General features: G+C 66.5%; 26 protein-coding genes, 3 tRNA genes and 1 other RNA gene. 6 read left to right on the top strand and 24 right to left on the bottom strand.

Annotation, left to right across the window (positions count from 1 at the left end; translation table 11 throughout):
• Nucleotides 1–2: 2 nt before the first annotated feature.
• From CDOO_RS13810 to CDOO_RS01365, 5 genes are all read right to left on the bottom strand, one after another.
• Nucleotides 3–167 (bottom strand): hypothetical protein, encoded by a 165-nt coding sequence (locus CDOO_RS13810; RefSeq protein ID WP_018021553.1) that lies wholly within the window; start codon nt 165–167, stop codon nt 3–5.
• 227 nt (nt 168–394) lie between these two features.
• On the bottom strand, nt 395–595 hold the full coding sequence (locus tag CDOO_RS01380; RefSeq protein ID WP_018021555.1) for a hypothetical protein: 201 nt from the start codon (nt 593–595) through the stop codon (nt 395–397).
• A gap of 97 nt (nt 596–692) precedes the next feature.
• Nucleotides 693–1349, bottom strand: coding sequence for a recombination mediator RecR (gene recR / locus CDOO_RS01375; RefSeq protein ID WP_018021556.1), 657 nt, complete (start codon nt 1347–1349; stop codon nt 693–695).
• Between the two features lie 103 nt (nt 1350–1452).
• Nucleotides 1453–1791 (bottom strand): YbaB/EbfC family nucleoid-associated protein, encoded by a 339-nt coding sequence (locus CDOO_RS01370; protein WP_018021557.1) that lies wholly within the window; start codon nt 1789–1791, stop codon nt 1453–1455.
• Between the two features lie 61 nt (nt 1792–1852).
• On the bottom strand, nt 1853–4036 hold the full coding sequence (locus CDOO_RS01365; RefSeq protein WP_018021558.1) for a DNA polymerase III subunits gamma/tau: 2184 nt from the start codon (nt 4034–4036) through the stop codon (nt 1853–1855).
• A 151-nt stretch (nt 4037–4187) separates the two neighbouring features.
• Here CDOO_RS01365 and ppc point away from each other — a divergent pair, with 151 nt between their 5' ends.
• Together ppc and CDOO_RS01355 are read left to right on the top strand one after the other, a co-directional pair.
• Nucleotides 4188–6932 (top strand): phosphoenolpyruvate carboxylase, encoded by a 2745-nt coding sequence (ppc, locus tag CDOO_RS01360; RefSeq protein ID WP_018021559.1) that lies wholly within the window; start codon nt 4188–4190, stop codon nt 6930–6932.
• A 244-nt stretch (nt 6933–7176) separates the two neighbouring features.
• The gene (locus tag CDOO_RS01355) at nt 7177–8451 is read left to right on the top strand and encodes an ATP-binding protein (RefSeq protein ID WP_018021560.1); all 1275 of its coding nucleotides are present in this window, start codon (nt 7177–7179) and stop codon (nt 8449–8451) included.
• A gap of 57 nt (nt 8452–8508) precedes the next feature.
• Here CDOO_RS01355 and CDOO_RS01350 read toward each other — a convergent pair whose 3' ends face one another.
• The 5 genes from CDOO_RS01350 to ffs all read right to left on the bottom strand — a co-directional run bounded on the left by CDOO_RS01350 (nt 8509) and on the right by ffs (nt 11691).
• The gene (locus tag CDOO_RS01350) at nt 8509–8706 is read right to left on the bottom strand and encodes a hypothetical protein (protein WP_018021561.1); all 198 of its coding nucleotides are present in this window, start codon (nt 8704–8706) and stop codon (nt 8509–8511) included.
• A gap of 91 nt (nt 8707–8797) precedes the next feature.
• Nucleotides 8798–9349, bottom strand: coding sequence for a suppressor of fused domain protein (locus CDOO_RS01345; RefSeq protein ID WP_018021562.1), 552 nt, complete (start codon nt 9347–9349; stop codon nt 8798–8800).
• Nucleotide 9350: 1 nt separating this feature from the next.
• Entirely contained in the window at nt 9351–10622 is a 1272-nt protein-coding gene (locus CDOO_RS01340) for an aspartate aminotransferase type Ic (RefSeq protein ID WP_018021563.1), read from the bottom strand.
• 67 nt (nt 10623–10689) lie between these two features.
• Nucleotides 10690–11580 (bottom strand): tRNA glutamyl-Q(34) synthetase GluQRS, encoded by an 891-nt coding sequence (gene gluQRS / locus CDOO_RS01335; protein ID WP_018021564.1) that lies wholly within the window; start codon nt 11578–11580, stop codon nt 10690–10692.
• Nucleotides 11581–11592: 12 nt separating this feature from the next.
• Nucleotides 11593–11691, bottom strand: an RNA gene (ffs, locus tag CDOO_RS13490) — signal recognition particle sRNA small type.
• 104 nt (nt 11692–11795) lie between these two features.
• Here ffs and CDOO_RS01330 point away from each other — a divergent pair.
• The 3 genes from CDOO_RS01330 (at nt 11796) to CDOO_RS01320 (ending at nt 13504) form a co-directional block, all read left to right on the top strand.
• Nucleotides 11796–11884 (top strand) — tRNA-Ser (locus CDOO_RS01330).
• A 60-nt stretch (nt 11885–11944) separates the two neighbouring features.
• Nucleotides 11945–12763: a crotonase/enoyl-CoA hydratase family protein gene (locus CDOO_RS01325; protein WP_018021565.1), complete on the top strand. Its 819-nt coding sequence runs from the start codon at nt 11945–11947 to the stop codon at nt 12761–12763.
• Between the two features lie 24 nt (nt 12764–12787).
• Nucleotides 12788–13504: a queuosine precursor transporter gene (locus CDOO_RS01320; RefSeq protein WP_018021566.1), complete on the top strand. Its 717-nt coding sequence runs from the start codon at nt 12788–12790 to the stop codon at nt 13502–13504.
• Between the two features lie 147 nt (nt 13505–13651).
• On the opposite strand, the gene CDOO_RS01315 is transcribed toward CDOO_RS01320, so the two are convergent.
• The 10 genes from CDOO_RS01315 to CDOO_RS01275 all read right to left on the bottom strand — a co-directional run bounded on the left by CDOO_RS01315 (nt 13652) and on the right by CDOO_RS01275 (nt 20502).
• Nucleotides 13652–13942 carry a hypothetical protein gene (locus CDOO_RS01315; protein WP_018021567.1) on the bottom strand — a complete coding sequence of 97 codons (291 nt, stop codon included), beginning with the start codon at nt 13940–13942 and terminating at the stop codon, nt 13652–13654.
• The gene (locus CDOO_RS01310) at nt 13933–14313 is read right to left on the bottom strand and encodes a hypothetical protein (RefSeq protein ID WP_018021568.1); all 381 of its coding nucleotides are present in this window, start codon (nt 14311–14313) and stop codon (nt 13933–13935) included. The genes CDOO_RS01315 and CDOO_RS01310 overlap by 10 nt, the downstream gene beginning before the upstream one ends.
• Before the next feature lie 19 nt (nt 14314–14332).
• The gene (locus CDOO_RS01305; protein ID WP_018021569.1) at nt 14333–14941 is read right to left on the bottom strand and encodes a hypothetical protein; all 609 of its coding nucleotides are present in this window, start codon (nt 14939–14941) and stop codon (nt 14333–14335) included.
• A gap of 118 nt (nt 14942–15059) precedes the next feature.
• A complete protein-coding gene (gene tgt, locus CDOO_RS01300; RefSeq protein WP_018021570.1) occupies nt 15060–16325 on the bottom strand; it encodes a tRNA guanosine(34) transglycosylase Tgt in 1266 nt (421 codons plus the stop codon).
• Nucleotides 16318–18804 (bottom strand): MMPL family transporter, encoded by a 2487-nt coding sequence (locus CDOO_RS01295; RefSeq protein WP_018021571.1) that lies wholly within the window; start codon nt 18802–18804, stop codon nt 16318–16320. The genes tgt and CDOO_RS01295 overlap by 8 nt, the downstream gene beginning before the upstream one ends.
• A gap of 130 nt (nt 18805–18934) precedes the next feature.
• Nucleotides 18935–19022 (bottom strand) — tRNA-Ser (locus CDOO_RS01290).
• A 42-nt stretch (nt 19023–19064) separates the two neighbouring features.
• Complete coding sequence (locus CDOO_RS01285; protein WP_018021572.1) at nt 19065–19274, bottom strand: CsbD family protein; 210 nt, start codon at nt 19272–19274, stop codon at nt 19065–19067.
• Between the two features lie 2 nt (nt 19275–19276).
• Nucleotides 19277–19435 (bottom strand): hypothetical protein, encoded by a 159-nt coding sequence (locus tag CDOO_RS13805; RefSeq protein ID WP_018021573.1) that lies wholly within the window; start codon nt 19433–19435, stop codon nt 19277–19279.
• Nucleotides 19436–19543: 108 nt separating this feature from the next.
• The gene (locus CDOO_RS01280) at nt 19544–20023 is read right to left on the bottom strand and encodes a nucleoside deaminase (RefSeq protein ID WP_018021574.1); all 480 of its coding nucleotides are present in this window, start codon (nt 20021–20023) and stop codon (nt 19544–19546) included.
• Nucleotides 20023–20502 carry a tRNA adenosine deaminase-associated protein gene (locus CDOO_RS01275; RefSeq protein WP_020384575.1) on the bottom strand — a complete coding sequence of 160 codons (480 nt, stop codon included), beginning with the start codon at nt 20500–20502 and terminating at the stop codon, nt 20023–20025. The genes CDOO_RS01280 and CDOO_RS01275 overlap by 1 nt, the downstream gene beginning before the upstream one ends.
• A 39-nt stretch (nt 20503–20541) precedes the next feature.
• On the opposite strand from CDOO_RS01275, the gene CDOO_RS01270 reads away from it, so the two are divergent.
• The gene (locus CDOO_RS01270; protein ID WP_018021576.1) at nt 20542–21570 is read left to right on the top strand and encodes a prephenate dehydrogenase; all 1029 of its coding nucleotides are present in this window, start codon (nt 20542–20544) and stop codon (nt 21568–21570) included.
• 342 nt (nt 21571–21912) lie between these two features.
• Here the strand turns inward: CDOO_RS01270 and CDOO_RS01265 are convergent, their stop codons facing one another.
• The 4 genes from CDOO_RS01265 to CDOO_RS01250 all read right to left on the bottom strand — a co-directional run bounded on the left by CDOO_RS01265 (nt 21913) and on the right by CDOO_RS01250 (nt 24059).
• Nucleotides 21913–22269, bottom strand: a complete 357-nt coding sequence (locus CDOO_RS01265) for a TetR/AcrR family transcriptional regulator (protein ID WP_018021578.1) — start codon at nt 22267–22269, stop codon at nt 21913–21915.
• Between the two features lie 45 nt (nt 22270–22314).
• Nucleotides 22315–23115 carry a PhzF family phenazine biosynthesis protein gene (locus tag CDOO_RS01260; RefSeq protein ID WP_018021579.1) on the bottom strand — a complete coding sequence of 267 codons (801 nt, stop codon included), beginning with the start codon at nt 23113–23115 and terminating at the stop codon, nt 22315–22317.
• Between the two features lie 185 nt (nt 23116–23300).
• Nucleotides 23301–23376: transfer RNA gene (locus CDOO_RS01255), tRNA-Arg, on the bottom strand.
• 71 nt (nt 23377–23447) lie between these two features.
• Nucleotides 23448–24059 (bottom strand): VOC family protein, encoded by a 612-nt coding sequence (locus CDOO_RS01250; RefSeq protein WP_018021580.1) that lies wholly within the window; start codon nt 24057–24059, stop codon nt 23448–23450.
• Nucleotides 24060–24126 lie beyond the last annotated feature (67 nt).

Here is a 24126-nt window from a genome sequence, read left to right as displayed (position 1 = left end):
ACCTAGCCGCGCTCCCGGGCGTCTTCCTCCATCGTGACCCACGCCCAAGGGCCCACCAGGAGCAGAAAGGGCAGCGCGGCCAGGAGGAGGCCGAGCACCACAAAGATAACGACGGCCACCGGCCCAACCGCCTTGTGTTCAGACTTTCCGATTGTCTCGTTAGCCATGAAAAACAGGCTAATGGCCCGCCCGGAAAATTATCCGGTACCCGAGCCCCACTGGTACCCCGTCGAATTGCCGTGCTCATCGCGCACGTCTTCGGTGGAGTGGACGATGTGTTCCCAGCTGACCACCCGCGGGTCGATCGCTCTGCTCCGGGAATCAACAACCTGTCCCCAATGATTACCCGGGGCGGACGTCGCCAGAAGCTTGCCGTCAGTGACCGTCAGAAACATCACCGTCGAGGATTCTGACCAGGGATCTTCTCCACCCTCCCCGGCTCGATGATGTAGAGGTTCATCACCCTGTCCGCGGAGCACACCTTCAGCACAGAGCTCTGTCCTCCCCAGGAGCCGATCTCCACGCTCAGCCCCTCCGGCTGCGCAGTCGAAGACCCTGGCAGCCACGCCAGCTCGCCTGTTCCCCATGCGCTCATCGCTGCTTCGCCTTTCAATCGGATCGGTCTCCTGATCGACCGTATCCATCTCCAGGAAATAGCACTCTTCCAGAGGGGATTGTCCCCCGGCGCGCAGCTACAGCGCCCGCCTACCGCTCAGCGCCCGCGACAACGTCAGCTCGTCGACGAACTCCAGGTCCCCACCCAGCGGGATGCCGGAAGCCAAGCGGGTCACCTTCAGGTCAGGAAAATCGCGCAGCAGGCGGCCCAGGTACGCGGCGGTCGCCTCACCCTCCGTGTTCGGGTCGGTGGCGATGATGACCTCGGTGATCTGCGGGGTGTCGTCGTAAAGCCTATTTTCCGGCGTGGAATCCGCCAGCTCCCGGTCGGGCAGCACGCCACCGATGCGCTGGAGCAGCCCGGTGATGGTGAGATCCTTCGGGCCGACGTTGGCCAGCGGGTCGAGTGCGCCGCCGAGGACGTGGTAGCGGCCGGAGTATTCGCCGGTGCGCTCGATGACCTGGATGTCCTTGGCCTCCTCGACCACGCAGATCATGGTGCGGTCGCGGCCGGAGTCGGCGCAGACACGGCAGACCTCTTCGCGCGAGACGTTGAAGCAAATGCGGCAGAACGTGACGCCGTCACGCACGGCGGCGAGGGCGCTGCGCAGCCGGTCGATGTCCTCGGGCTCGACGCGCATGAGGTGGAACGCGATGCGCTGGGCGCTCTTCGGGCCGACTCCGGGTAGCCGGGAAAACTCGTCGATCAAGTCCTGGAGGGGTCCCTCGAACACTGCTGTCACTCACATTCCGCTGGTTAAGGATGGCTCGTTGAAGCATAGACGTGGCAAACCCCCGGGCCGCACAGGCGGTGCCGGGGGCTTGTCGAGAAGCGATCTAGCCGAGGAAGGAACCGAAGTCCGCTCCGCCAGCACCGCCGGCGAAGGGGCCGATCTTCTCCTGGGCGATCTCGCCTGCCTTGCGGTGACCGTCCCGGAAGGCACCGAGGATGAGATCCTGAAGGGTCTCCACGTCATCCGCGTCGACGACCTTGGGGTCGATGGTGATGCCGGTGACCTCGGCGCCGCCGGTCATGGTGACGGTAACCAGGCCGTTGCCGGCGGTGCCGGTGACCTCGGATTCGAGGATCTCCTGCTGCGCCTTCTGCAGCTGGGCCTGCACCTCGGTGGCGCGGGCGATGAGCTCGTTCATGTCGGGCTGCTCGGGAGTGGTCATGGTGGCGCTACCTTTCTTAGAAATTATTTTTACCGGTGGCCAGTGTACCGATCTGCGCCGGTCAGAGCAGACGAGCGCCGAGCTCCGACTGCAGCAGGTCGACCGCCATTGCCGTCGCGTCCCGATGGTCACGCTGCCCCGGCTCCTGCGCCTGATCCGCCATCATCGCCTCTTCCTCGTCCCGGCTCATCGCCGCTGGCTGGGAGGGTTCCGGGGCGGGCGCTGCAGCCGGGGCTTCCTCAAAATCCGGCGGCGGATCCGCTTCCGGCTCCGGCGGCAGCGGAACGCCGTCAGAGAAGGAGTTCGCCTCCTCCTTCTTCGCCCGATCGGCCGCACCCTGCGCGGCCGCGGCCATCGCCGCCCGCCAGTCCCCCGCCGGCTCCGGCGCGGGCTTCTTCACCGGCGCCGGCTTCTCGACGGGCGCCGCCGCAGCCTCCCCACCGATCTTCGCGGGCGCACCCCAGGAATCCTGCGGCTTATCGACGCCTTGTTCCGACTCCTCTGCAGAATCGACCGGTTCCTCGTCACCGGCGCTCTGCTTCTGGTCCTGCTTCTGCGGATTCCACGAACTATTCTTCTGCTGCGCCGGGTCGTCCAGGCCCGCAGCCGTGGGGTCGGTGCCGACGACGCAGTGCACCTCGAGCTCGCGGTCGAACTTCTCCTTCAGCGCCGCGACGACGTCCTTGTTGTTGCTCTCCGCGTTGATGCGCTGGGCCAGCGCCCCGGTGTTGTGGCCGAGGATGAGGGTCTCGTCCCGCAGGCCGAGCACCCTGGCCTCGGTGAGCATGATCTCCGCGACGCGGTTGTGTTTGCCCACCTCCCGGCGAACATCGGCCCAGCCCGCGCGGATCTTCTCCACGAGGTCGCCGGATTCGGCGGCGGGCTCGGGCTTGGGTTTCGGCTCGGGCTTGGGTTCAGGTTTGGGTTCAGGTTTGGGCTCCGGCCGCGGGGCCTGCGCCGGCGCCAACTTGGGCTCCGGCTTCGGCTCCGGCCTCGCCGTCGGCTGCGGCGTCCGCTCGACCTCTTCCTTCTGCTCCTTCGCCGAAGCCCCCGAAGCCCCCGAAGCCCCCGCGGACCCCGACGCCGCCAGCGCAGCAGCCGCGGCAGCCGCCGCATCACGCGAGGTGTTGGCCACGGGCGCTGCGGCCGGCGAGGCGTCGACAAGCATGCGGGCACAGGCGATCTCCAGCATGAGCCGCTGGGAGGTGGCGCCGCGCATGTCCTTCAGCGCGTCGTTGACCGTTTCGGCGAGGCGCGCGAGTTTTTCGCCCGGGAACCGCTCGGCCTGCTCCTGGAGGATCCCGGCGCGGTCGGCGGGGGCGTCGACGAGTCCCTGGTCGATGGCCTGCGGCACGGTGCGCAGGATGAGCAGGTCGCGCAGGCGGTCGAGCAGGTCCTCGGTGAAGCGGCGGGGTTCGTGGCCCGAGTCGATGACCCGGCCGACCACGGTGAACAGGGCGGCGGAGTCGCCCGCGGCGATGGCGTTGACGGAGTCGTCGAGAAGCGAGAGATCCGTCACCCCCAGCAGCGGCAACGCCTCGTCGTAGCTCAGCCCGTCCTCGCCGGCGCCGGCGAGGAGCTGGTCCAGGGTGGAGAGGGTGTCACGCGGGGAGCCGCCGCCGGCCTGGATGACCATGGGGTAGACGGCAGGTTCGACGGAGACGCCCTCGTCGGCGACGATGCGCTCGAGCAGGCCGCGCATCTCCGGCGGGGCGACCAGCCGGAACGGATAGTGATGGGTGCGCGAACGGATCGTGCCGATGACCTTCTCCGGCTCCGTCGTGGCGAAGATGAAGATGAGGTGCTCCGGCGGCTCCTCCACGATCTTCAGCAGCGCGTTGGAGCCCGCGTTGGTGATCATGTGCGCCTCATCGATGATGAAGACGCGGTAGCGGGAGTCCGCGGGGGCGTAGATCGCACGGTCGCGAAGATCACGCATGTCCTCCACGCCGTTGTGGCTCGCGGCGTCGAGCTCCATAACGTCGAGGTTGCCCGGGCCGCCCGGGGCGAGGGAGACACACGAGTCGCACACACCGCACGGCGTGGACGTCGGCCCCTGGACGCAGTTGAGCGAGCGCGCGAGGATGCGCGCCGAGGACGTCTTGCCGCAGCCGCGCGGGCCGGAGAAGAGGTAGGCGTGGTTGATGTGCCCCGAGTCGAGGGCCTTGGAGAGCGGTACCGTGACCTGCTCCTGGCCGACGACTTCGGCGAAACTTGCGGGACGGTACTTCCGGTAGAGAGCCACGGCGCCAACCTTACCCGCGCGCCCGGACACCTCAACGGGCTGTCGCTGCGCGGAGAAAAAGTGCGCACGTGCGCGGTCCTATACCCCGCCGCGCCGCGTACCGGGCTAAGTTCAGAGGTCACCGACTAATTCCCGAAGGGACCCCAGCGCAGTGACTGAACAGGTTCGCGACGACATCCGCTTCCTCGGCCGCATTCTCGGCCGGGTCATCGCCGAGCAGGAGGGCGAGGACGTATTCGAGCTGGTGGAGAGCACCCGGCAGCTCGCCTTCGGGGTCGCCCGCGGGGACGAGGACGCCGAGGCGCTCCTGGCCACCTTCCGCGGCGTCGACGAAAACAAGATCAACCTCGTCGCCCGCTCCTTCAGCCACTTCTCCCTCATGGCCAACATCGCCGAGGATCTCGACGACGAGGCCGCGCTCGCCGCCCTCGAGGACGAGGGTTCGCAGGCCCCCGACGCCTCACTCCAGGGCGCCCTGGCCAAGCTCAGGGCCGACGGCACGGTGAGCCCGGGGGACGTGGCGACGATGCTCGACAACGCCCAGGTCTCCCCGGTGTTCACGGCGCATCCCACGGAAACCCGGCGCCGCACCGTCTTTGACGTGCAGAGCCGCATCGTCGCGCTGCTGCGTGAGCGCCGCGGGATTCTCGCCCAGCCCAGGACTCCGCGTCGCGACGCCCGTCTCACCCAGATCGAGCGCGAGGCACACCTGCGTATGACCCTGCTCTGGCAGACCGCGCTCATCCGCATCGCGCGCCCGCGCATCGAGGACGAGGTCAACGTCGGCCTGCGCTACTTCCGCCTCAGCCTGCTCGACGAGGTCCCCGCCATCAACCGCGACACCATCGCCGGCCTGCGCGAACTCTTCGGCGCCGGCGTCCCCGACCGGCCGCTCGTGCGCACCGGTTCCTGGATCGGCGGCGACCACGACGGCAACCCCTTTGTCACCGGCGAGACCCTCACCTACGCCACCCAGGCAGCGGCCGACACCGTGCTCGACTACTACGACGAGCAGCTGGGTGAGCTGGAGAAGGAACTCAGCCTCTCCGACCGCTACTCGGAATGCTCGCAGGAGCTGCGTGAACTCGCCGACCGCGGTAACAACGACGTCCCCAGCCGCGTGGACGAGCCTTATCGACGCGCCCTGCACGGCGTCCTCGGCCGGATCCGGGCCACCCGTTGCGCCCTGGCCGACGCCCCGGACTCCGACGGCTTCGATCCCTACCCCACCCCGCAGGACTTCAGCGCCGACCTGGACATCATCGACCGCTCGCTGCGCCAGTTCGACGACGCGATCATCGCCGACGACCGTCTCCTGCGCATCCGCTCCGCCGCGGAGACCTTCGGCTTCCACCTCAATTCCCTTGACCTGCGCCAGAACTCCGAGTCCTTCGAGGCGGTGCTCGGCGAACTCTTCGCCGCGGCCGGCGTCACCGCCGACTACGCGGGCCTGGACGAGGCCGCCAAATGCGAGCTCCTCGTCGCCGAGCTCACCTCTGCCCGGCCGCTGACCTTCCCGTGGGCAGAGCCCTTCAGCGAGCCCACCGAACGTGAGCTGGGGATCTTCCGCGCGGCTGCGGGGGCGGTGGACAAGCTCGGCCCCGAGGTCATCCCCCACTGCATCGTCTCCATGACGGGCACGGTCAGCGACATCCTCGAGCCGATGATCCTGCTCAAGGAGTTCGGGCTCATCAGCTTCGACCCCGAGCGGGGACAGCTGGTCGGCCAGGTCGACATCGCCCCGCTCTTTGAGACGATCGACGACCTCAAGGCCGGCGCCCGCATCCTCGAGGAACTCTGGGACGTCCCCGTCTACCGCCAGTACCTGCGCCAGCGTGACGACCTCCAGGAGGTTGTCCTCGGGTACTCCGACTCCAACAAGGACGGCGGCTACCTCTCCGCAAACTGGGAGCTTTACGACGCCCAGATCGCCATCGTCGAAGCCTGCCGGAACCACGACATCCGCCTGCGCTTCTCCCACGGCCGCGGCGGCGCGGTCGGTCGTGGCGGCGGCCCGACCTACGACGCGATCCTGGCCCAGCCCGTCGGCGCGGTCCGGGGTTCCGTGCGCATCACCGAGCAGGGTGAGGTCATCTCGGCGCACTACGGCACCGCGACCACCGCGAGGCGTCACCTCGAGGCGTTTGTCGCGGGAACGTTGGAGGCCTCGCTCCTGGACACCGAATCCCTGGACAACCCCACCCGCGCCTACGAGATCATGCGCGAGATCGCGGAACTGGCCGGCGGAAAGTACGGCGACCTCATCCGCCGCGACCCCGGCTTCATCGACTACTTCACCCAGTCCACCCCGCTGCACGAGATCGGCGACCTCAACCTGGGCTCCCGCCCCACGGCCCGGAAGCAGACCTCCTCGGTCTCGGACCTGCGCGCCATCCCCTGGGTGTTGTCCTGGGCGCAGTCGCGCGTGAACCTGCCCGGCTGGTTCGGCGTGGGCACCGCCATCACCTGCTGGGCGGGCGACGACGAGACCCGCTGGGAGGAGCTGCGCACCCTCTACCGCACCTGGTCCTTCTTCCGCTCGGTGATGGACAACATGGCCCAGGTCATGGGCAAGGCGTCGATGGACCTGGCCCGGATCTACTCCACGCTGGTGGACGACCCGGAGGTCTCCGAGCGGGTGTTCAGCACCATCGCTGACGAGTTCGAGCTGACCCAGTCGGTATTCCACCGCATCACCGGGCACGAGTCACTCATGGCGGGAAACGACCGTCTCGAGCGCTCCGTCCAACGCCGCTACCCCTACCTGCTGCCGCTCAACGCCATCCAGATCGAGCTGCTGCGCCGCTACCGCTCGGGCGACGATTCTTTCCTCGTGTCCAAGACCATCCAGGTGACCATGAACGGCCTGGCCACGGGCCTGCGGGTGTCGGGGTAGGAGTACGCAGGAGTATGCGGCCGCATACTCCCGCATCGGAAAAGTGCGCACATGCGCACTTTTTGAGGCTCAACCGAGTCGCCGCTCCCAGTAGGTAGCGCAGGCCAGTGCATCCCCTCCCGGCCGGAGTCGGGGTGGTCGGCATTCGACCGGGCGACACAATTGCCTACCTCAACCGAACATTATTGCCTACTTAAACGCCGAGATATTGCCTACTTCACCCTACTGAGATATCCTGACCTGCATGAATGATGGAGGGCCGGGACGCTACCGCCGAAGGGCGATCGATAATCTTCTGGATGAGTACTTACCTCACCTCCCCGCTATCGCACTGGAGGGACCGAAGGGCGTCGGGAAAACCCTCACCGCCCTGCAACGCGCCAGTTCGGTTCTCCGGTTGGACGAACCCGCCACGGCAGCCCTGGTTGCTGCCGACCCCCGCATGGTGAACGGTGCGCAAACACCGCTCCTACTCGATGAATGGCAACGCTACCCACCGGTCTGGGACGTGGTCCGACGTGCAGTCGACGACGGCGCCCCCGGCGGCTCCTTCCTCCTCACCGGTAGCGCCTTCCCTCCCGTTGACGTAGCACTTCACTCGGGTGCCGGACGCATTGACACCCTGAGAATGCGCCCATTCAGCCTCCAGGAGCGGCTCGACTCCACGCCCCTGATCACTGTCGCCAACCTCTTGTCTGGCGAAACCCCTGAGCTTCGCTCCACGACGTTGCCCGTCTCCGTCGACGACTACGCCACCGAAATCTGCCGCTCCGGGTTTCCAGGCATCTTCAACTTGCCACCGCAGCTCCGAACGGTGCGTATCGACGGCTATATCAACCGCATCGTTACCCATGAGTTCCCCGAACAGGGACTTCGGGTCCGCAACCCGGAAGCGGTCCAGCGGTGGATGGCCGGCTACGCCCGAGCTACGGCACGAACTGACAGCTATCAGCAGATACGCGATTACTCCACTCCGGGTGACGCCGATAAACCCGCCCGGAAGACGGCGGACAATTATCGGTCGCTCCTCACCCAGCTCATGATCCTCGAGCCGCTCCCAGCTTGGCTTCCGCTCGAACCGGGATTGGGAAAGCTCATTCAGTCACCAAAACACCACCTCTGTGACCCCGCCTTGGCGGCACGCCTTCTGGGTGCCTCGCCTGCGTCACTGTTGAACGGGACCGAATCCGGGGCACAGCTTTTCGCCCAGCTCTTCGAGTCTCTGTGCACCCTCAGCGTCCGCGTCGCTGCGGAGTCATGCGGTGCGCGAGCACTACACCTGCGCACTCTCCGTGGCGAACACGAGATCGACATCATTGCAGAGGGCTCCGATGGGCAGGTCGTCGCGATCGAAGTCAAGGTTTCCCCCGACGTTCGAGACGGCGACGTCCGCCACCTCACCTGGTTGAGGGATGTTCTCGGCACACGCTTTGCCGCCGGAGTCGTCGTGCACGCCGGAACTGCCGCCTATCGGCGTGCAGACGGTATCTATGTCCTTCCCCTGGCAGCACTGGGCTAGCCACGAGTATGCAGCCGCATACTCCCGCGTCAAAAAAGTGCGCACGTGCGCACTTTTTCAGGACTCCCGCCGCTTCGCCACGACCACGAAGGTGACAAACACCAGCACACTGATCGACACGAGCGGCCAGGACGTCAGCGCGTCCACCACGTGCCAGTCGTTTACGGCGAAGGCGGTAACAAAAGCGATGACCCATCCGGCGGCTGCCATCCACAGCGCCCGCACGTTCTGTCGTTCCTCTTCCGAATTCTTCATCGCAACTCCTCAGACTGGAAAGTGACAGTTCACTTCAGCCTAGGACGATCGGGCGCGGGTCGGGGAAAAGTTGGTACCAAAGGAGACGGACCTACTCTCGGCGCCAATCGTCCAGGTCAGCACCGCGGCGGCGCAGGCGTCGAAGGAGCGTATCGACGCCCGACTGCACACCGATCTGGTACTCCTCCTCGGTGAGCATGACCACCTCCAGCATGAGCGTCATGCGATTCTCCTCGGCGACGTGCGGCGTCTGCTCACCCCACAGCCGCGGGGCCATGAGTAGCCCGTGCGCCACCGAAACACCGATCAGTCCGGCGGCCCCTCCCACCCCGGGGAGCAGAATGCCGGGTCGGGCCGGAACCATCCCTCCCGCACCCTGCAGCACGGCGGCGGCGGCCAGCACGGCTGAAGCGGCCTCGGCCTCAGACACCTGAGCGGTGACCATGAGCTCGCAGCGCACGTCCCGCTGGGGTTCGTCGTCTGTCATCAGGCCGGTGTCGGTGTCGGAGAAGTCGGCCGTGGCGGCGAGCGCGCGACCGTCGTCAAGCGTCGCGGTGCCCACCCGGGCGCCGTTCACCTGACGCAGCTCGAGCTGCGCCGGCATGATCTCGCTGAGCCAGAAGGCGGTTTCCTCGAACTGCAAGCTAGGCGCCCAGCTTTTCCGCCGCGGCGAGCAGCACGCAGGTGGTCACGCCTTCCATGGCCACCTCGAGATCCTCCACCGAGGGCATCGAGGGGGCGAGGCGGATGTTGCGGTCGTTGGGGTCGTCGTGCAGCGGGAAGGAGGAGCCGGCCTCGGTGAGTGCGATACCGGCGTTCTTGGCCAGCTCCACCACGCGGGAGGCGGTGCCGTCGAGGACGTCCATGGAGATGAAGTAGCCGCCCTTGGGCTCGGTCCAGCGGGCGACGTCGTACTCGCCGAGGTTCTTCTCCAGGATCTCCAGCACACGGGAGAACTTGGGAGCGAGCAGCGAGGCGTGCTTGCGCATGATCGCGCGCACACCCTCGGCGTCGCCGAAGTACAGGGCGTGGCGCAGCTGGTTGACCTTGTTGGGGCCGATGCCGCGGGTGCCCTGCGTGCCCAGCAGCCAGTTGATGTTGTCGGTGGAGGAGTTGAAGAAGCTCACGCCACTGCCCGCGAAGGTGATCTTCGAGGTCGACGACATGTGGAGGAAGCGGTTCGGGTTGCCGGCCTCGCGGGCGAGGGCGACCACGTCGATGACCTCGGGGAACTCGTCCGTGAGCGTGTGCACCGCGTACGCGTTGTCCCAGATGATGCGGAAGTCCGGCGCGGCCGTCTCCATCTCCGCGAGCTGACGGGCGACGTCGCGGGAGACCACGTGGCCGGAGGGGTTGGCGAAGGTGGGGACAACCCACATACCCTTGACCTGCGGGTCCTTCACGGCCTCGCGGATGGCGTCCATGTCGGGGCCGTCCTCGAGCCAGGGCACGGTGAGCATTTCGTAGCCGAACTTCTCGGTGATGGCGAAGTGGCGGTCGTAGCCCGGGACGGGGCAGATCCACTTGACCTGCTCTTCCTCGCTCCACGGGCGCTCGGAGTCCTGGGTGCCGAAGCTGTGGGCGAAGGCGATGAGGTCGAACATGATGTTCAGGCTGGATGCGTCACCGGCGGCGACCTCCTCGTACTCGACTCCGAGCAGATCCGACCAGATCTCGCGGATGTCGCGGATGCCCTTGAGGTTGCCGTAGTTGCGCACGTCGGCGCCGTCCTTGTCCCGGAAGTTGCCCTCGCCGGGCAGGGACAGCAGGGGGTTGCCGATGTCGAGCTGCTCCGAGGACGGCTTGCCGCGGGTGAGGTCGAGCTTGAGGTTACGAGCCTGGAGCTCCTCGTAGTCCTTACGGATCCGCGCCGCGAACTCGGCGCGCTGGTCGGTGTCGAGATCGAGAAGCGACATGGCGGTGGTGGCCTCCTGCGTGTGCTCTTTCAGCGCGGGTTCTTCCGCGCTCGGTACGGGTCACATGTTACGCGAGCGGCCAAGTGACCGGCTGGCGAGACAACTCCGCCGCGTCGAAGCTGCGCAACACCTCCGCCAGCGACGTTGCGCCCGGATAACCCATCGACACACACAGCTGCCGCACCGTCTCGTCGACCGGCCCCATTTCACGCAGGGTCACTGCCCCGTCGCGTTTGGACAGACGTTTCCCCTCCGGCCCCAGCACCAGCGGCACGTGCACGTACTCCGGCTGCGGGTAACCCAGGAGCTGGGTGAACCACGCCTGCCGCGGCGCGGAGCTGAGAAGGTCGTCCCCGCGCACGACCTGGTCCACACCCGCGTCGCCGTCGTCGATGACCGCAACGAAGTTGTAGGCGAAGTCCCCGTTGCCTCGTTGTATGACGAAGTCATCCACCACGCCCGTGAACTTGCCCGCATACAGGTCATGGACCGTGAAACTCGAGGCGTCGCTGCGGATGCGTAACGACGCCGCCCGCTCCCCCACCGCTGCGCGGCGTTCCTCCCGCTGCTCCTCCGTGAGATCGCGGCACGTCCCGGGATAGATGCCGGGCGTGGCGTGAGGGGCTCTGGTCGCCTCGCGTATGTCCTTGCGCGAGCAGTAACACTCGTAGATCAGCCCACGTTGTTCGAGCTCAGCGAGCACTTCTTTGTACTTGCGCTGACGCTCGGACTGGCGGACAGGCTCCTCGTCCCAGTCCAGACCGATGGCCTGCAGATCCTCCAGCTGGCGGGTCGCCGACTCCTCAGTGGAGCGTTCCGAGTCGATGTCCTCGACCCGCAGGAGAAACTTGCGCCCCGTCGAACGCGCGCACAGCCATGCCAGCGCCGCGGTGCGGAGATTGCCGAAGTGCAGGTCCCCGCTTGGCGACGGCGCGTAGCGCCCAGCTCCCATGCCCATCGATCCCCCTGAAAAATAAGGGGACCCCACGCACCCGTCAGAGCTCGTTGACCCTTGCTGCATTCCTGCCCTGGGGGAGTTCACAAGATGGACGCCGCGTGGGATCCTGCCCATACTTTAACCCAACCGGCCCTCCCCTCACCAAACCGCTCCGGGATTGATTGGCTGCGCTGGCGTTTTGGCTCAGACGGGCCCGTCCACTAATGTCTCTTCACGGAGGATTCGACTAGCGGCCTATGTCACACGCCTGGAACGCGTGCGGGGCTAACGCCCCTCAGGGGTTCAAATCCCCTATCCTCCGCCATAAGAAATCCCCCGGCATTGTGCCGGGGGATTTCTTGTTGTTCCGCTAGCCTTGTCCAGCATGAGCGAACAGCGAAACAGGACGGTCACCGTCGACTATTCGGGCGGCGGCGCCATCGCCCACGTCCGCCTGAACCGGCCGGAGAAGAAGAACTCCCTCACCCTGCACACCCTGGACGAACTGGTGAGCATCACGCACCGCCTGCGCAAGGACCGCAACCTGCGGGTGGTGATCCTCTCCGGCGAAGGCGACACCTTCAGCGCGGGTCTCGACTTCGGCTCGGCGATGCGCTCCCCCTCCGGCATCGCCAAAGCCTTCGCTCCCCGGCCGTGGCGCGGCACCAACACCTTCCAGGAGGCGACCTGGGGTTTCCGACGTCTGCCCGTCCCCGTGATCGCTGCGGTTCAGGGCCACTGCCTGGGCGGAGGTCTCCAGCTGGCCCTGGCTGCCGACTATCGTTTCACCACCCCCGACGCCACCTGGTCCGTCCTGGAGGCGAAGTGGGGTCTCATCCCGGACATGTCCGGGGTGCATTCACTGTCGTCGCTGGTGGGCCAGGATGTGGCCAAGCGCCTGGCCATGACCGGAGAGATGATCAGCGGCGAGCGCGCCGTCAACCTGGGCCTGGCTAGCGAACTCGCCGCCGACCCCGAGGCCGCCGCTCTGGAGCTGACACGTGAGCTTATCGGCCGCTCCCCCGATTCCGTGGCCCAGACTAAGAAGGCCTTCGACAGGACGTGGCACCTCGACCCGCGCGCCACCTTCGCCACCGAGCGACTCCTTCAGGCACGCCTGCTCGTCGCAGACAACACGCGCAGGGCGCGCGAGGCGGCGGCAAAGAAGGCCGCCCCGGTCTTCGCCCCACGCCGGGTCCGCTGACCGTGCGCGGGTAGAGTTCCGCCGGTGACTCACTCAAACACCATTCCGTCTGGGGAGGGCGCGGCTCACCTGAACACCCCCGCGTCCGATAACCCCACGTTCATTCTTCTACAGAAGACCTACTACCCCTACATCGTCGCCATCTACTGCGCGGTGTTCCTCATCTCCAACCTCACGGCCAGCAAGGGCGTGCAGATTGGCCCGCTGATCACCGACGGCGCCTTCTTCCTCTTCCCAGTCTCTTACGTGCTTGGCGACGTCCTTTCAGAGTGTTACGGCTTCCGGGCTTCCCGACGCGCCGTCATCACCGGCTTCGCCGCCACCCTCATCGCCGTCGCGTCCTTCTACGCGGCCATCGCTCTGCCCGCGGCCGACTTCTGGGAGAACCAGGAGGCCTTCGCCTCGGTCCTCGGACTGTTCCCGCAGATCGTCCTGGCCTCGCTCGCCGGCTACGTGGTCGGCCAGCTGCTCAACGCCTGGACCCTCGTCGCCATCAAACGACGCACCGGCGAGCGCTCCCTCTGGGCCCGCCTCCTAGGTTCGACCGTGGTCGGCCAGATCGCCGACACGCTGCTGTTCTGCCTCATCGCCGCGCCGGTCATCGGCATCTCCACCCCGGGCGCGCTGTTCAACTACGTTCTCGTGGGATTCCTCTGGAAGACCACCCTCGAGGCCGTGCTGCTTCCCGTGACCTACGCCGTCATCGCGTGGGTGAAGAAGCGCGAAGTTTACGGTAGCTAACTACCTACCGAACACCTCTCCGGCCACCCCAAGACCCGCGCTCGGTAGGTACTTTCCTGCACCCGTCAGCCTGCGTAACTAATGACCGACCGAACGCCCTCCCGGCTACCCCGGGAACAACGTTCGGTCGGTCATTTCGTTCACGCTCTAGGACTGGGAGCTGCCCGAGGATCCCAGCGAGGAGCCCTCAGAGGAACCCGGCGAGCACACGCTGATCAACCCGATCAACCCGATCAACGCAGCCAACGCCGCGCCTGAGCCGAGGATCGCACCAAGGTTGATTTCCTCAGCGAGTCGCGCGAGCCGCGGATCATGTGTGCCGGTGGCCATCTGGAGGCGGTTGTTGATCTCCTTCACCGCGGCCTCGGCCTGCTCCACCATCGGGGTCAGACCCGGAATGTTGACCTCGGTGGCCAGCGCCAGCGGGGCTATGAGCAACGCCGCGGCGGAAAGCCCCCGCCCGCGACGGCCTCGCAACGATCACCTGCCGGAACAGTGACCGTTCCGATGACCTCGGATTTGCGTTGCGTTTCCGGGGCCCCGGCCGGGATGTCTTCATGCGGGTCAGCCGTCACCCGCACGTCGACGTCCGAGCCCTCGAACCCCCGGGGCAGCGAGACGGAGATTTCCCCCGTGGCCGGGTCAATCGACGCGGTCGCACCAGGAACGGGATTCCCGGTGCCGGCTGCGAAGACCGCGGCACGGAGCCGCGAGTAGTCACCCGCCTCAGCTTTCGTCACCAACGCCCTGGTGCCCTGCGATTTACCGGATGCGGAAATCGACGTGACCGAGGAATCATCGAGTTCCATCCGCCGACAGTTCATGCTTTCACCCGGGAAGGATGACGGTGGAGGCGGAGAACGTGGCGGGGACCGGCGCATATCCCTCCGCAAAGTTATATTTGCGTTTCGTTGCGGGGTCATCCTCGGGAACTAGCCTCAGGCTGGCCGGCGGGCCCGATGCCACCCAGAGGGCTCCCACCGTTGCGGGTGACGCATGGAGGGTACTGGCGTCGGCCGTGAAGTTCCCGCCTGTCCCCTGCGCCACCGGAACCTGGTCGGTGACCACGCTGCCGAAGCCCCTGTCGAACGGGCGCACCGTCCATGTGCCCTCCGGCCCGTCTACCTCGAAGGCGACCTCGGTGTCGGTGGTGTATCTGCCTGCTTCACCCCGCATCTCCAGCCACGGACGGAATTCCGGGGCCGTGACGTTGGTGGTCGGGCTGACGTAGTTCTGCAGGCCTATGGCCATGATCCCGTCCGCCGCCACCGGGTTCTCTTCCCCGTCGGAGGTGGGAATCGTCGCGGACGGGGTCAGCGAGATCCCACAGGAACCGGACGTTACGGGGCTCGGCTGTGCCTGAGCGGCGGGAACGGTGAGCACGATGGCTGCGGTGAGGGAGGCGGTCAGGACAGCCAGAGGTCGAAGTGATCGCATGTGGGAAGACTTTCTTGTATATCGGGGGCAGCTGGGGATTCTGTGGATATTTATAGAATCCACTCTCCACCCTCGCATCTACCCCTGGGGCCCGGCGATAGCCCCGGTCACACCCCGCCTAGAAAGTGGCCGCCCGCCCGCCGTTGGCGTAGTAACGCCCCAGGAACTCCACCTTGAAGGCCTCGAAATGCCCGTCATCAATGGCGTCGCGCATCTGGTCTACCAGCGCAATCATGAACTGCAGGTTGTGCATCGTGCACAGGGTTCCCGCGAGGAACTCCTTCGCCTTGAGCAGATGGTGGATGTACGCCCGTGAATAATTTTCCGAGACATGACCTCCGAACTCCTCATCGATGCCCCGGAAGTCACGCTTGAACCGCGCCGCGGTGAGGTTCATCCGCCCGTCGAGGGTGTACACCCCACCACGCCTGGCCAGCCTGGTCGGCGAGACACAGTCGAAGGTGTCCGCGCCGGCCTCGACCGCGACGAACAGGTCGTCGGGCTCGGAGATGCCCAGCAGGTGCCGCGGCTTCTCCAGCGGCAGCTCGTCGGCCACCCAGCCCACGATGGTGCCCAGGTTCTCCTTCTCCAGCGCGCCGCCGATGCCGAAGCCGCCGAATCCGCGGCGCCCCTCCTCCTCGGCCTGCCGGGAGAGTTCGATCAGTCCCCGGGTCGCTTGTCGACGCAGGTCTTCATACTGTGCGCCCTGGACCACGCCCCAGAGTGACTGGAGGGGACGGGTGGAACGCAGCGTCGATAGGCGGTCATGTTCCACGAGGCACCTCTGCGCCCAGCGGTGCGTCCGGGCGACGGAGTTCGCCTGGTACTCGCGGGAGTCCACGAGCGTGGTCAGCTCGTCGAACGCGAACATGATGTCGGCGCCGAGCGAGTGCTGGATCTGCATGCTCACCTCGGGGGTGAAGCGGTGGTAGGAGCCGTCGATGACCGACTTGAAGTCCACCCCGTCCTCATCGACGTGGGCGAGGCGTTCCTTCTCCCCGGCCTTGATGTCGTTGCGGGTCAGGCCCTTGGTGTCCATGGCCAGGACCTTCTTGTAGCCGGCACCGAGGCTCATGACCTGGAACCCGCCGGAATCGGTGTAGGTGGGGCCCTGCCAGTTCTCGAACCTGCCCACACCCCCGGCCTCGTCGACGATGTCGTGGCCGGGCTGGAGGTAGAGGTGATATGCGTTGGATAGGATCGCCTGCGCGCCGGTGGAGGAAACCTGTTCCGGGGTGAGCGTCTTCACCGTCGCCTTGGTGGCCACGGGGATGAAGGCGGGTGTTCGGATGTCCCCGTGCGGGGTGTGGATCACGCCGGTGCGCCCGTGCTTTCCGGGGCCGATTTCCAGTTGAGTACCCAGGTCAAAACTCAGATCAGTCATTCTTGCTGTGCCTTCCGCGTGCGGGAGTGGATCCGCCGACTTCCGCGAAGCTGGCCGTCTCGGGTTCATGGGACTGTTCGAACTGCTTCTCCAGCTCGGTGCCTTCGATGTCGATGCTGGGGACGATGCGGTCGAGCCACCTCGGCATCCACCAGGTCGCGCGCCCGAGGATGAACATCATCGCGGGCACGAGGCCCATGCGGATGAAGAAGGCGTCGAAAAACACGCCGAGCCCCAGGGAGAAACCGAAGATCTGGATGAACGGCAACGGCTGGTTGATGAAGGCGACAAACACCGCGATCATGATCACCGCCGCGGCCGTGACCACCCGGGCGCCGCGGGAGAAGCCGACGATGACGGACTCCTCCACGGCGTTGTACACCGACCCCTCGGTCGGCCGTCCCCCGTTCCGGGAGAAGTGTTCACGCATGCGGGTGCCCAGGAAGATCTGGTAGTCCATGGCCAGGCCGAAGGTGACGCCGATGAGGAAGATCGGCATGAAGGAGATCAGCGGCGCCGGCGAGGGCACGACACCCCAGAGGCCCAGCTGCCAGAACAGGACCGTCAGGCCGAAGGACGCGCCGACGGAGAGCAGGAAGCCCAGGCCGGCGACGAGCGGCAGCATCATCGAGCGGAAGACGATGAGCAGCAGGACAATCGCCAGGCCGACGACGACCGCGAGGTAGGGGCCCATGGCCTCGCCGAGGCGCTCGGTGATGTCCATCTGCACAGCGGTCAGGCCGGTGAGGCCGACGTCGATGCCCGTGGCGTCCTCCATCTGGGAGCCGATCTCCCGCAGGGCGTGCGCGGTCTCCACCGTCTCCTCGTCCGCGGGGCCGGCGGACGGGGTGACCAGAACCTGCGCGGCCGTGCCGTTCTCACTCACGGACACTAACTGCGCATGGTGCACGTCCGGGTGAGCATTGACCTGCTGCACCGTGTACAGGAAAGACGCGAACTGCGCCGCCTCCTGCGCGCTGCCCTCGGGGTTCATGGCCGTCTGCGCCGAGACCAGCGGCTGCAGGGCCGGGGCCTGCGCATTGACGTCGGCGGCATCGACGATCATGAGGAACGGGGCGTTGATGCCCGCGCCGAATCCCTCGGCCATGAGCTCCGCGGACTGGCGCTGGGTGGTCTCCTCCCCGGAGGTCATGTCGGAGGGCAGCGCCATCTGCAGCTGGCTGACCGGCAGGGTCAGCGCGCCAAGGCCGAGAACCACCAAGGCAATGACCAGGCCCGGCACCTTCTGCACCAGCTTGACCCACTTGGTGCCCAGGGTCTCGCCCTCGAGCGATCGCCAGGAATCCCGGGACGGCGGGGCGTCCTTGCCGAAGCCGGGGTTGCCGGCCACGCCCGGGACCTTGGCGCCGAAGGAGCGCGCGCCGAACGCCCCGAGCAGTGCCGGGGTCATCGTCAGGGAGACGAGAACGGCCAGCAGCACGGTGATGGCCGCGGACAGGCCCATCCACGTGAGGAACTCGATGTTGGCGATGAGCAGGGCCACCAGTGCCACGATCACCGTGGCGCCGGCGAACACCACGGACGAGCCCGCGGTGCCCACGGACAGGCCGGCGGCGTCCGGCCCGCTGAGCCGGCTCCTCTCCGAGCGATAACGCGAGAGGATGAAGAGCGAGTAGTCGATGCCGACGGCCAGGCCGATCATCACGGCGAGGACCGGGGTGACGTTGTTTAGTTCGATCCAGTGTGTGCCCGTGAGCATGACCAGCATGCCCAGGCCGACGCCGACGACCGCGGTGATCACGGGCATGAGCGCCGCGAAAGCCGAGCCAAAGGTGATGATGAGCACGATGAACGCCACGGCCAGGCCGATGATCTCGCTGGTGGTGTTGACCACGATGGCGTCGCCGAAGCCCGCGCCTCCGGCCTCGACGCGCAGCCCCTGCTCCTCGCCGAGCGCAATGGCATCGTTGACGACCTTCCGGTGATCGTCCGTGACCGCCTGCGCCGACTCCACGTCGAACGCGAAGGTGGTGTACGCGATGTTGCCGTTCTCGGAGATCATGGCGAGGTTGTCGGTGTCCGCCCGCGCGGTCTCCTCGGGCAGTCCCATGTCCGTCTCCATGGTGAAGACCTGGTCCTGCAGCGCCGGGCTGACCACGAGGGGGTTGCCGAACCGGTCGGCGCTGGCGATCGAGTCGAGGTTGTCCTCGATGTAGCCGACCACGCTGTCCATCGCGGCGCTGTACTGCGGCTGGTCCAGGCTCTGCCCGTCGGGGGCCTGGAACACCACGTTGACGGTGGCCGCGTTGACGGTGTCACCGCCCCCGGGGAAGTTCTTGTCCAGGGATTCGATCGCCTCGATGGCCGGGGTCCCGCTGATGGCGAACTCGGTGGTGAAGGGCTTCATCAGGCTCAGGCCCGCGCCCGCCATGCCGCCGAAGATGATGACCCACGCGACGATGACCTTCCACTTGTTGAGGAAAGACCACCTGCCCAGGCGGAATAGGAATTGTGCCACGGTGCGCGACGCCCCTTAGATCTTCAGTGGAAAGAATTGCGGATCCCGGCCAGTCTAACGATGTCGCTGGACATCCCCGGAAAGAAAGAACGCCGACCCCTGCACGAGGCAGGAATCGGCGTACTCATTCTGGCGGTGGCGGCGGGATTTGAACCCGCGGTGGTTTAACCCACACTCGCTTTCGAGGCGAGCACCTTCGGCCGCTCGGACACGCCACCGTCTGAAAACATTAACGGACGGTGGCACGAGCGGCCAAATTCTTACTTCTCGTCGTCCTTGAACTTGCCCAGAACTTCGTTGGCCTTGTCCTTGACGGCGTCAGCCGCGTCGCCGGCCTTCTCCTTGATGTCGGACTTGGCCTGGTCGGCCTTACCCTCGTTCTCGATGGAGCGGTTGTCGGTGGCCTCGCCGAAAGCTTCCTTAGCCTTGCCGCCGAGATCCTGGGTGGTTTCGTCGAAATCCTTAGCCATGATTACTTCTCCTCTTCGTCGTGCTGGGGGCCGAACTTTTTCTGAACCTTGTCGATGCCCTGGTTGGCCTTGTCATTGTCGAGCTTCTCCTGGACCTTGTCGATGCCCTGGTCGACCTTCTCGTTGCCGAGTGCGTCCTTAGCCTTGTTGAAATCCACCATTCAGAGACCCTCCTAAGGTAATTCGGTTTGTTGTTCGGCCCACAGTAGGCCCGGCCCTCCCGCGCCCGCCACCACGCGGCGGATCTTTTATGAAGCTGTGATGTTCCCCTAACGCAGTTCGGAGAAGAAGCCCGTGAGCAGCTCGGCGGTCTCGGCCTCCAGGACCCCACCGCGCACCTGGGGGATGTGGAGCGCGCCGGGGACGCGGACGGCGTCGACGAGCGAGCCACACGCCCCGGTTCGCGGCTCATAGGCGCCGAACACGATGGATCCCAGCCGCGCGCCGGTCGCGGCGCCGGCGCACATCATGCACGGTTCCAGGGTGACCACGAGCTCGCAACCGCCGAGCCGCCACCCGTCGCCGTAGCGGCGGACGGCGGAGCGGATGGCCACCACTTCGGCGTGGGCCGTGGGGTCCGATTCCGCTTCTCGACGGTTCGTTCCCGACGCGAGCTCGGTCCCGTCGGGTGCGAAGACAACGGCACCGACGGGCACGTCGCCCGCCGGGGTGGTCCGCGCGACCTCGATGGCGCGGCGCATGCGCTCCTCGGCGCGGCGCAGGGGAGCCGCCGCGGGCAGCACGGGCATCAGTTTCCCGTGGCCTCGGCCAGCTCCTCGGAGAATCCCAGCTCCTCGGCGATCCGGTCGATGGCCTCCGAGGGCCACAACTCGTCGTCGTCGGCGATGACACTGAGGATCTCCTCGCTGAGGCCGAGGTCGCTGAGCAGGGAGAAGTTCCCGTCGGCCCAGCCGTCGATCTCATCGAGCTCGCCCGGGTCAATGTCCGGGACCTCGATGCCCGCCTCCCGGGCGAACTGCTCGGCGAACTCGTCGTCGACGGCCATGGTGACGTCGCTGAGCAGCACCGCGGTCGAGCCCGGCGCGGGGCGGGCGACGACGAAATACTCGTCCTCGACGCACAGCAGTGCAAACGAGGCACCCTCGGTGCGGAGATCGCGCACCGCGGCGATGGAGGTCCGCGGGTCGGTGAAGTCGTCTGCGAAGGAGCGCACCTGCCACTGACCATCGAGGTTGGTGACTGTCACGGCAAAACTCTTCGGCTGCATAGACCGTGAGAGTAGTCCGGCTGGTGCATAATTGTCACCGTGACTTCCCACGACGCGAAACGGCCCATCTGCATCATCGGCCTCGGACTCATCGGCGGTTCCCTGCTGCGGGATCTCGCGGCGGCCGGGCAGACCGTCTACGGCTACAGCCGCCCGAATTCGGGTACCCGCTCGGCCATCAAAGAGGGTTTCGACATCTCGGACCACCTGGACAACGTGCTCATCCGCGCCAACGAAGACCGGGCTCTTCTTGTCCTCGCCGTGCCGATGGCCGCGGTCGACGAGATCCTCGACCGCGTCGTCGAGCTGGCCCCCCAGTGCGGCATCACCGACGTCGTGTCCGTGAAGTCCCCGGTCTACCGGTCCATCCGTGCCCGCGGCCTGGAATCACGTTATGTCGGCGGGCACCCCATGGCCGGCACCGAGAATTCAGGGTGGAAGGCCTCCACGACCGGACTCTTCGTCCGCGCCGCGTGGGTGATCACCTACGACTTCGCCATGGAGGCCGACACAGCGGGCAGGTCGCCCGACCAGGAATGGGTTGACCTGTTCGTCGACGTCATCGGGATGGTCACCACCGTGCGTGCCGAGGCCGTGCCCGCGCTGGTGACCAACCACGACGACGCCGTGGCCCGCATCTCCCACCTGCCGCACATCATCGCGGAGTCCCTGTCCGTGGTGGGCGACCAGGGCGGGCTGCTCGCGCAGTCCCTGGCCGCCGGCTCCTTCAAGGACGCGACCCGCGTGGCCGGCACCCGCCCCGAGCTCGTGGAGGCGATGTGCGAGTCCAACGCCCCGGCACTCGTCGGCGCGCTGGACGACTTCATCGCCCACCTGCAGGACGCCCGCGCGGCCCTGGACACGGAGAACCCGGACATCTCCGAGCTCGCGGAGGCAGGTCACCGGGCCCGTCGCCGGCTGGAGGCCCGCTCCGGAGCCCGCAAGGAGTCCGTCTCCCCGGTGAAGATCTCGTCGCGTCCCGTTCTCCGCCTGCGTCCCGGTGGCCCGGACTGGGTGCGCCAGCTGCGTCAGACGGAAGACATCGGCGGGCGGATCGAGATCTACTGACGTGCCGCGTCGTTGATACGGTCCACCACCTGCGCAGGATCATCGACGCTGAGCACCAGCCGGTCGTACTCGCCCGAGCCGCCGAGCTGCATGACCACGATGTCGGCGCGACCCGAGACGTTCCAGAAGTCCTTTTCCCGTCGCGCCGGTAGGTCCCCGCGACCTCCGAACCGGTGTGTAGTCCGGGTGCGCGCGGCCCCTTCGGCTCGTCGAGCATGCCGGGGTCGTGGGTCGCGCCCCTGACCTCTGCCAATGGAATGTCCAGCGCGGACCGGAACGACCAGAGTTTGTCCAGCCCGGCAGGTTCCACGGTCAGCGAATGGTCGGTGAGGGTGATGCGGTTCATGACTGCTCCTTCGGGATGCCCGCCCGGTCGAAGAGTCTCTCGGCGATCGCTCGTCGAGTCTCCCGGTCCAGCGAGGTGAGTTCTTCACGGATGGCCCGGTCGTGCGCCGCACGCTCAACCAGGGCAACCAGGATGAGGTCTAGCTGCTCCGGGCCGAACGGCGGCTCCAGCGCACGCAACGCGCGCACCAGAATCCCGTGCTTGCTGCCGAAGATGCTGTACAGCGACGCGCGTGGCACCCCGGTGGCGGAAACCAGCTTGTCGACGCTCGTTGCCTCGTATCCGTCACGTGCGAACAGTGCGGATGCCCGGGCGAGCGCCTCGTCCTCATCAAAGTTCCGTGGTCGGGCCATGGGTTTTAGACTAATCGTTCCAGAACGGTTGGTCAAGAACTTTCGCTAAACCAGCTCCCCGCGCACCCGCACCTCAGCGGTCCCGCCGATCCAGATATCGGCGCCGTCGTCATGCACGTACACCGCTCCGTCCGCGCCGACGCAGCGCCCCTGCCTGGCCACGTATTCCGGGCCGACTTCGCCGCGCTCACGAAGCCACTGCGCCAGCGCCGCGTTGAGCGAACCGGTCACGGGGTCCTCGGCGTTGTCGACAAACGCCCGCACCTCCGCCACCTCCCCCTCGACAGCGACGACCCCGATGTGCCTGCCCGGCTCCGGCGGCGTCGGACGCAGATTCCGCACGGCCTCGATCGACCCGAGCTGAACCAGCCGCCACTTCGGGCCATTGATGGCCCACGCGTGGGCCACGATGTCCTCTTCGGGTATCCGCATCGTATCGACGATCTTTGCCACCTCATCCCCCGGCAGTTCACCCGTGCGCGTCCGGGGAGGGGCCGCGAAGGCGACCCCGTCGCCGTCGACCTTGACCGGGATCAGACCGGCCCCGCATTCCTGAATGAGCTCACTCTTGTCGGAGGAGTTCAGGTCCAGCCAGGCGCGGGCGGTGCCCAGGGTCGGGTGGCCGGCGAAGGGGAACTCCTCGGACTGCGTGAAGATGCGGACGCGGTAGTCGGCCTCCGGGGTTGTCGGCTCCAGGAGGAAGGTGGTCTCGGAGAGATTCAGCCACCGGGCGATGCTCTGCATCTGCTCAGAGGTGAAGTCATCCGCGCCGGCAATGACCGCCAGGGGGTTTCCGGTAAACGCGTCGGTGGCGAAGACGTCGACCTCGAAGAAAGTGTGGGACATGGGGGTCAGCCTAGTTGCGGCTTCCGCGCACTTCTGCCCGTAAAAGACAAAGTGAGATAGGGAGAGTCCTTTTGCACACTTCTACGCCCTTTCTCACTGTGGGGCGGACCTTTTTCACTCTTGCTTTATCACAGTTGACCAAGCCAAAAACGGACCCTCCCATGATGTGGGAGGATCCGCTCACTTGGTGCGCCCGGAGGGATTCGAACCCCCAACCTTCTGATCCGTAGTCAGATGCTCTATCCGTTGAGCTACGGGCGCCTATCTCCGCTGCCGATCTTGTCGGCAACGAGGGATTACTTTACACCCAGGGGCGGAGAAGCAGCAAAACGTTAGGTCAGGAGCACAAACGCCGCGCCCTGGGGATCGGCAACCTCGGCGCGGTCCGGATCGACGGACACGACCGTGCCGCCAGCGGCGCGCACCCGCTCCACCGCCTCATCGACCGAGGGGACCACGAAACAGACCCGCCAGGTGCTGCCAGCCTCGATGGGCAGACCACGGGCATCGCGAACCCCAGCAGTACCGGATCCCAGGACGCGGGAGTAGAAGTCCTGCGCGCCCACATAGTCTCTGGCCAGGAGCTCGCTACGCACTTCTGCAGCCGTGCCGGCAAAATCACCCGGCGCGGTGAACACCACGTAGGCGCCGGTTGCGTCCAGGCAGTGCAGCGAGTCATCGACCGGCCCGAACTCAACGGATCCACCGGCCGCTTCCACCTTGGCCGCGGTCTTTTCCAGGTCAGCGACCTCGAGGGACACTCCCCAGGCGGTGGGTGCCAGCGCCTCACCTGACTCGTCGACGGTGTCCATGAACGCGGCGACAGGGCGACCATCAAGCTCGGCGATTTCGCCGTCGATAAGCTCCCAGCCGAAAACCTCGCGGTAGAAGGCCACGGCGCCGGCGAGGTCGTGGGTGGCCAGGTCGATCCAGAAGGGTTTCATGCCGGCAACGCTACAGACCCAGCACGGCCCGGGACACCGATGCGGTTGACAGCACCAGCCTACCACC

The sequence above is a fragment of the Corynebacterium doosanense CAU 212 = DSM 45436 genome (genome assembly GCF_000767055.1).
Taxonomy (GTDB): Bacteria; Actinomycetota; Actinomycetes; order Mycobacteriales; family Mycobacteriaceae; genus Corynebacterium; species Corynebacterium doosanense.
Note: the sequence above shows the minus strand (reverse complement) of the source record. Positions and strands in the feature narration are given on the sequence as shown.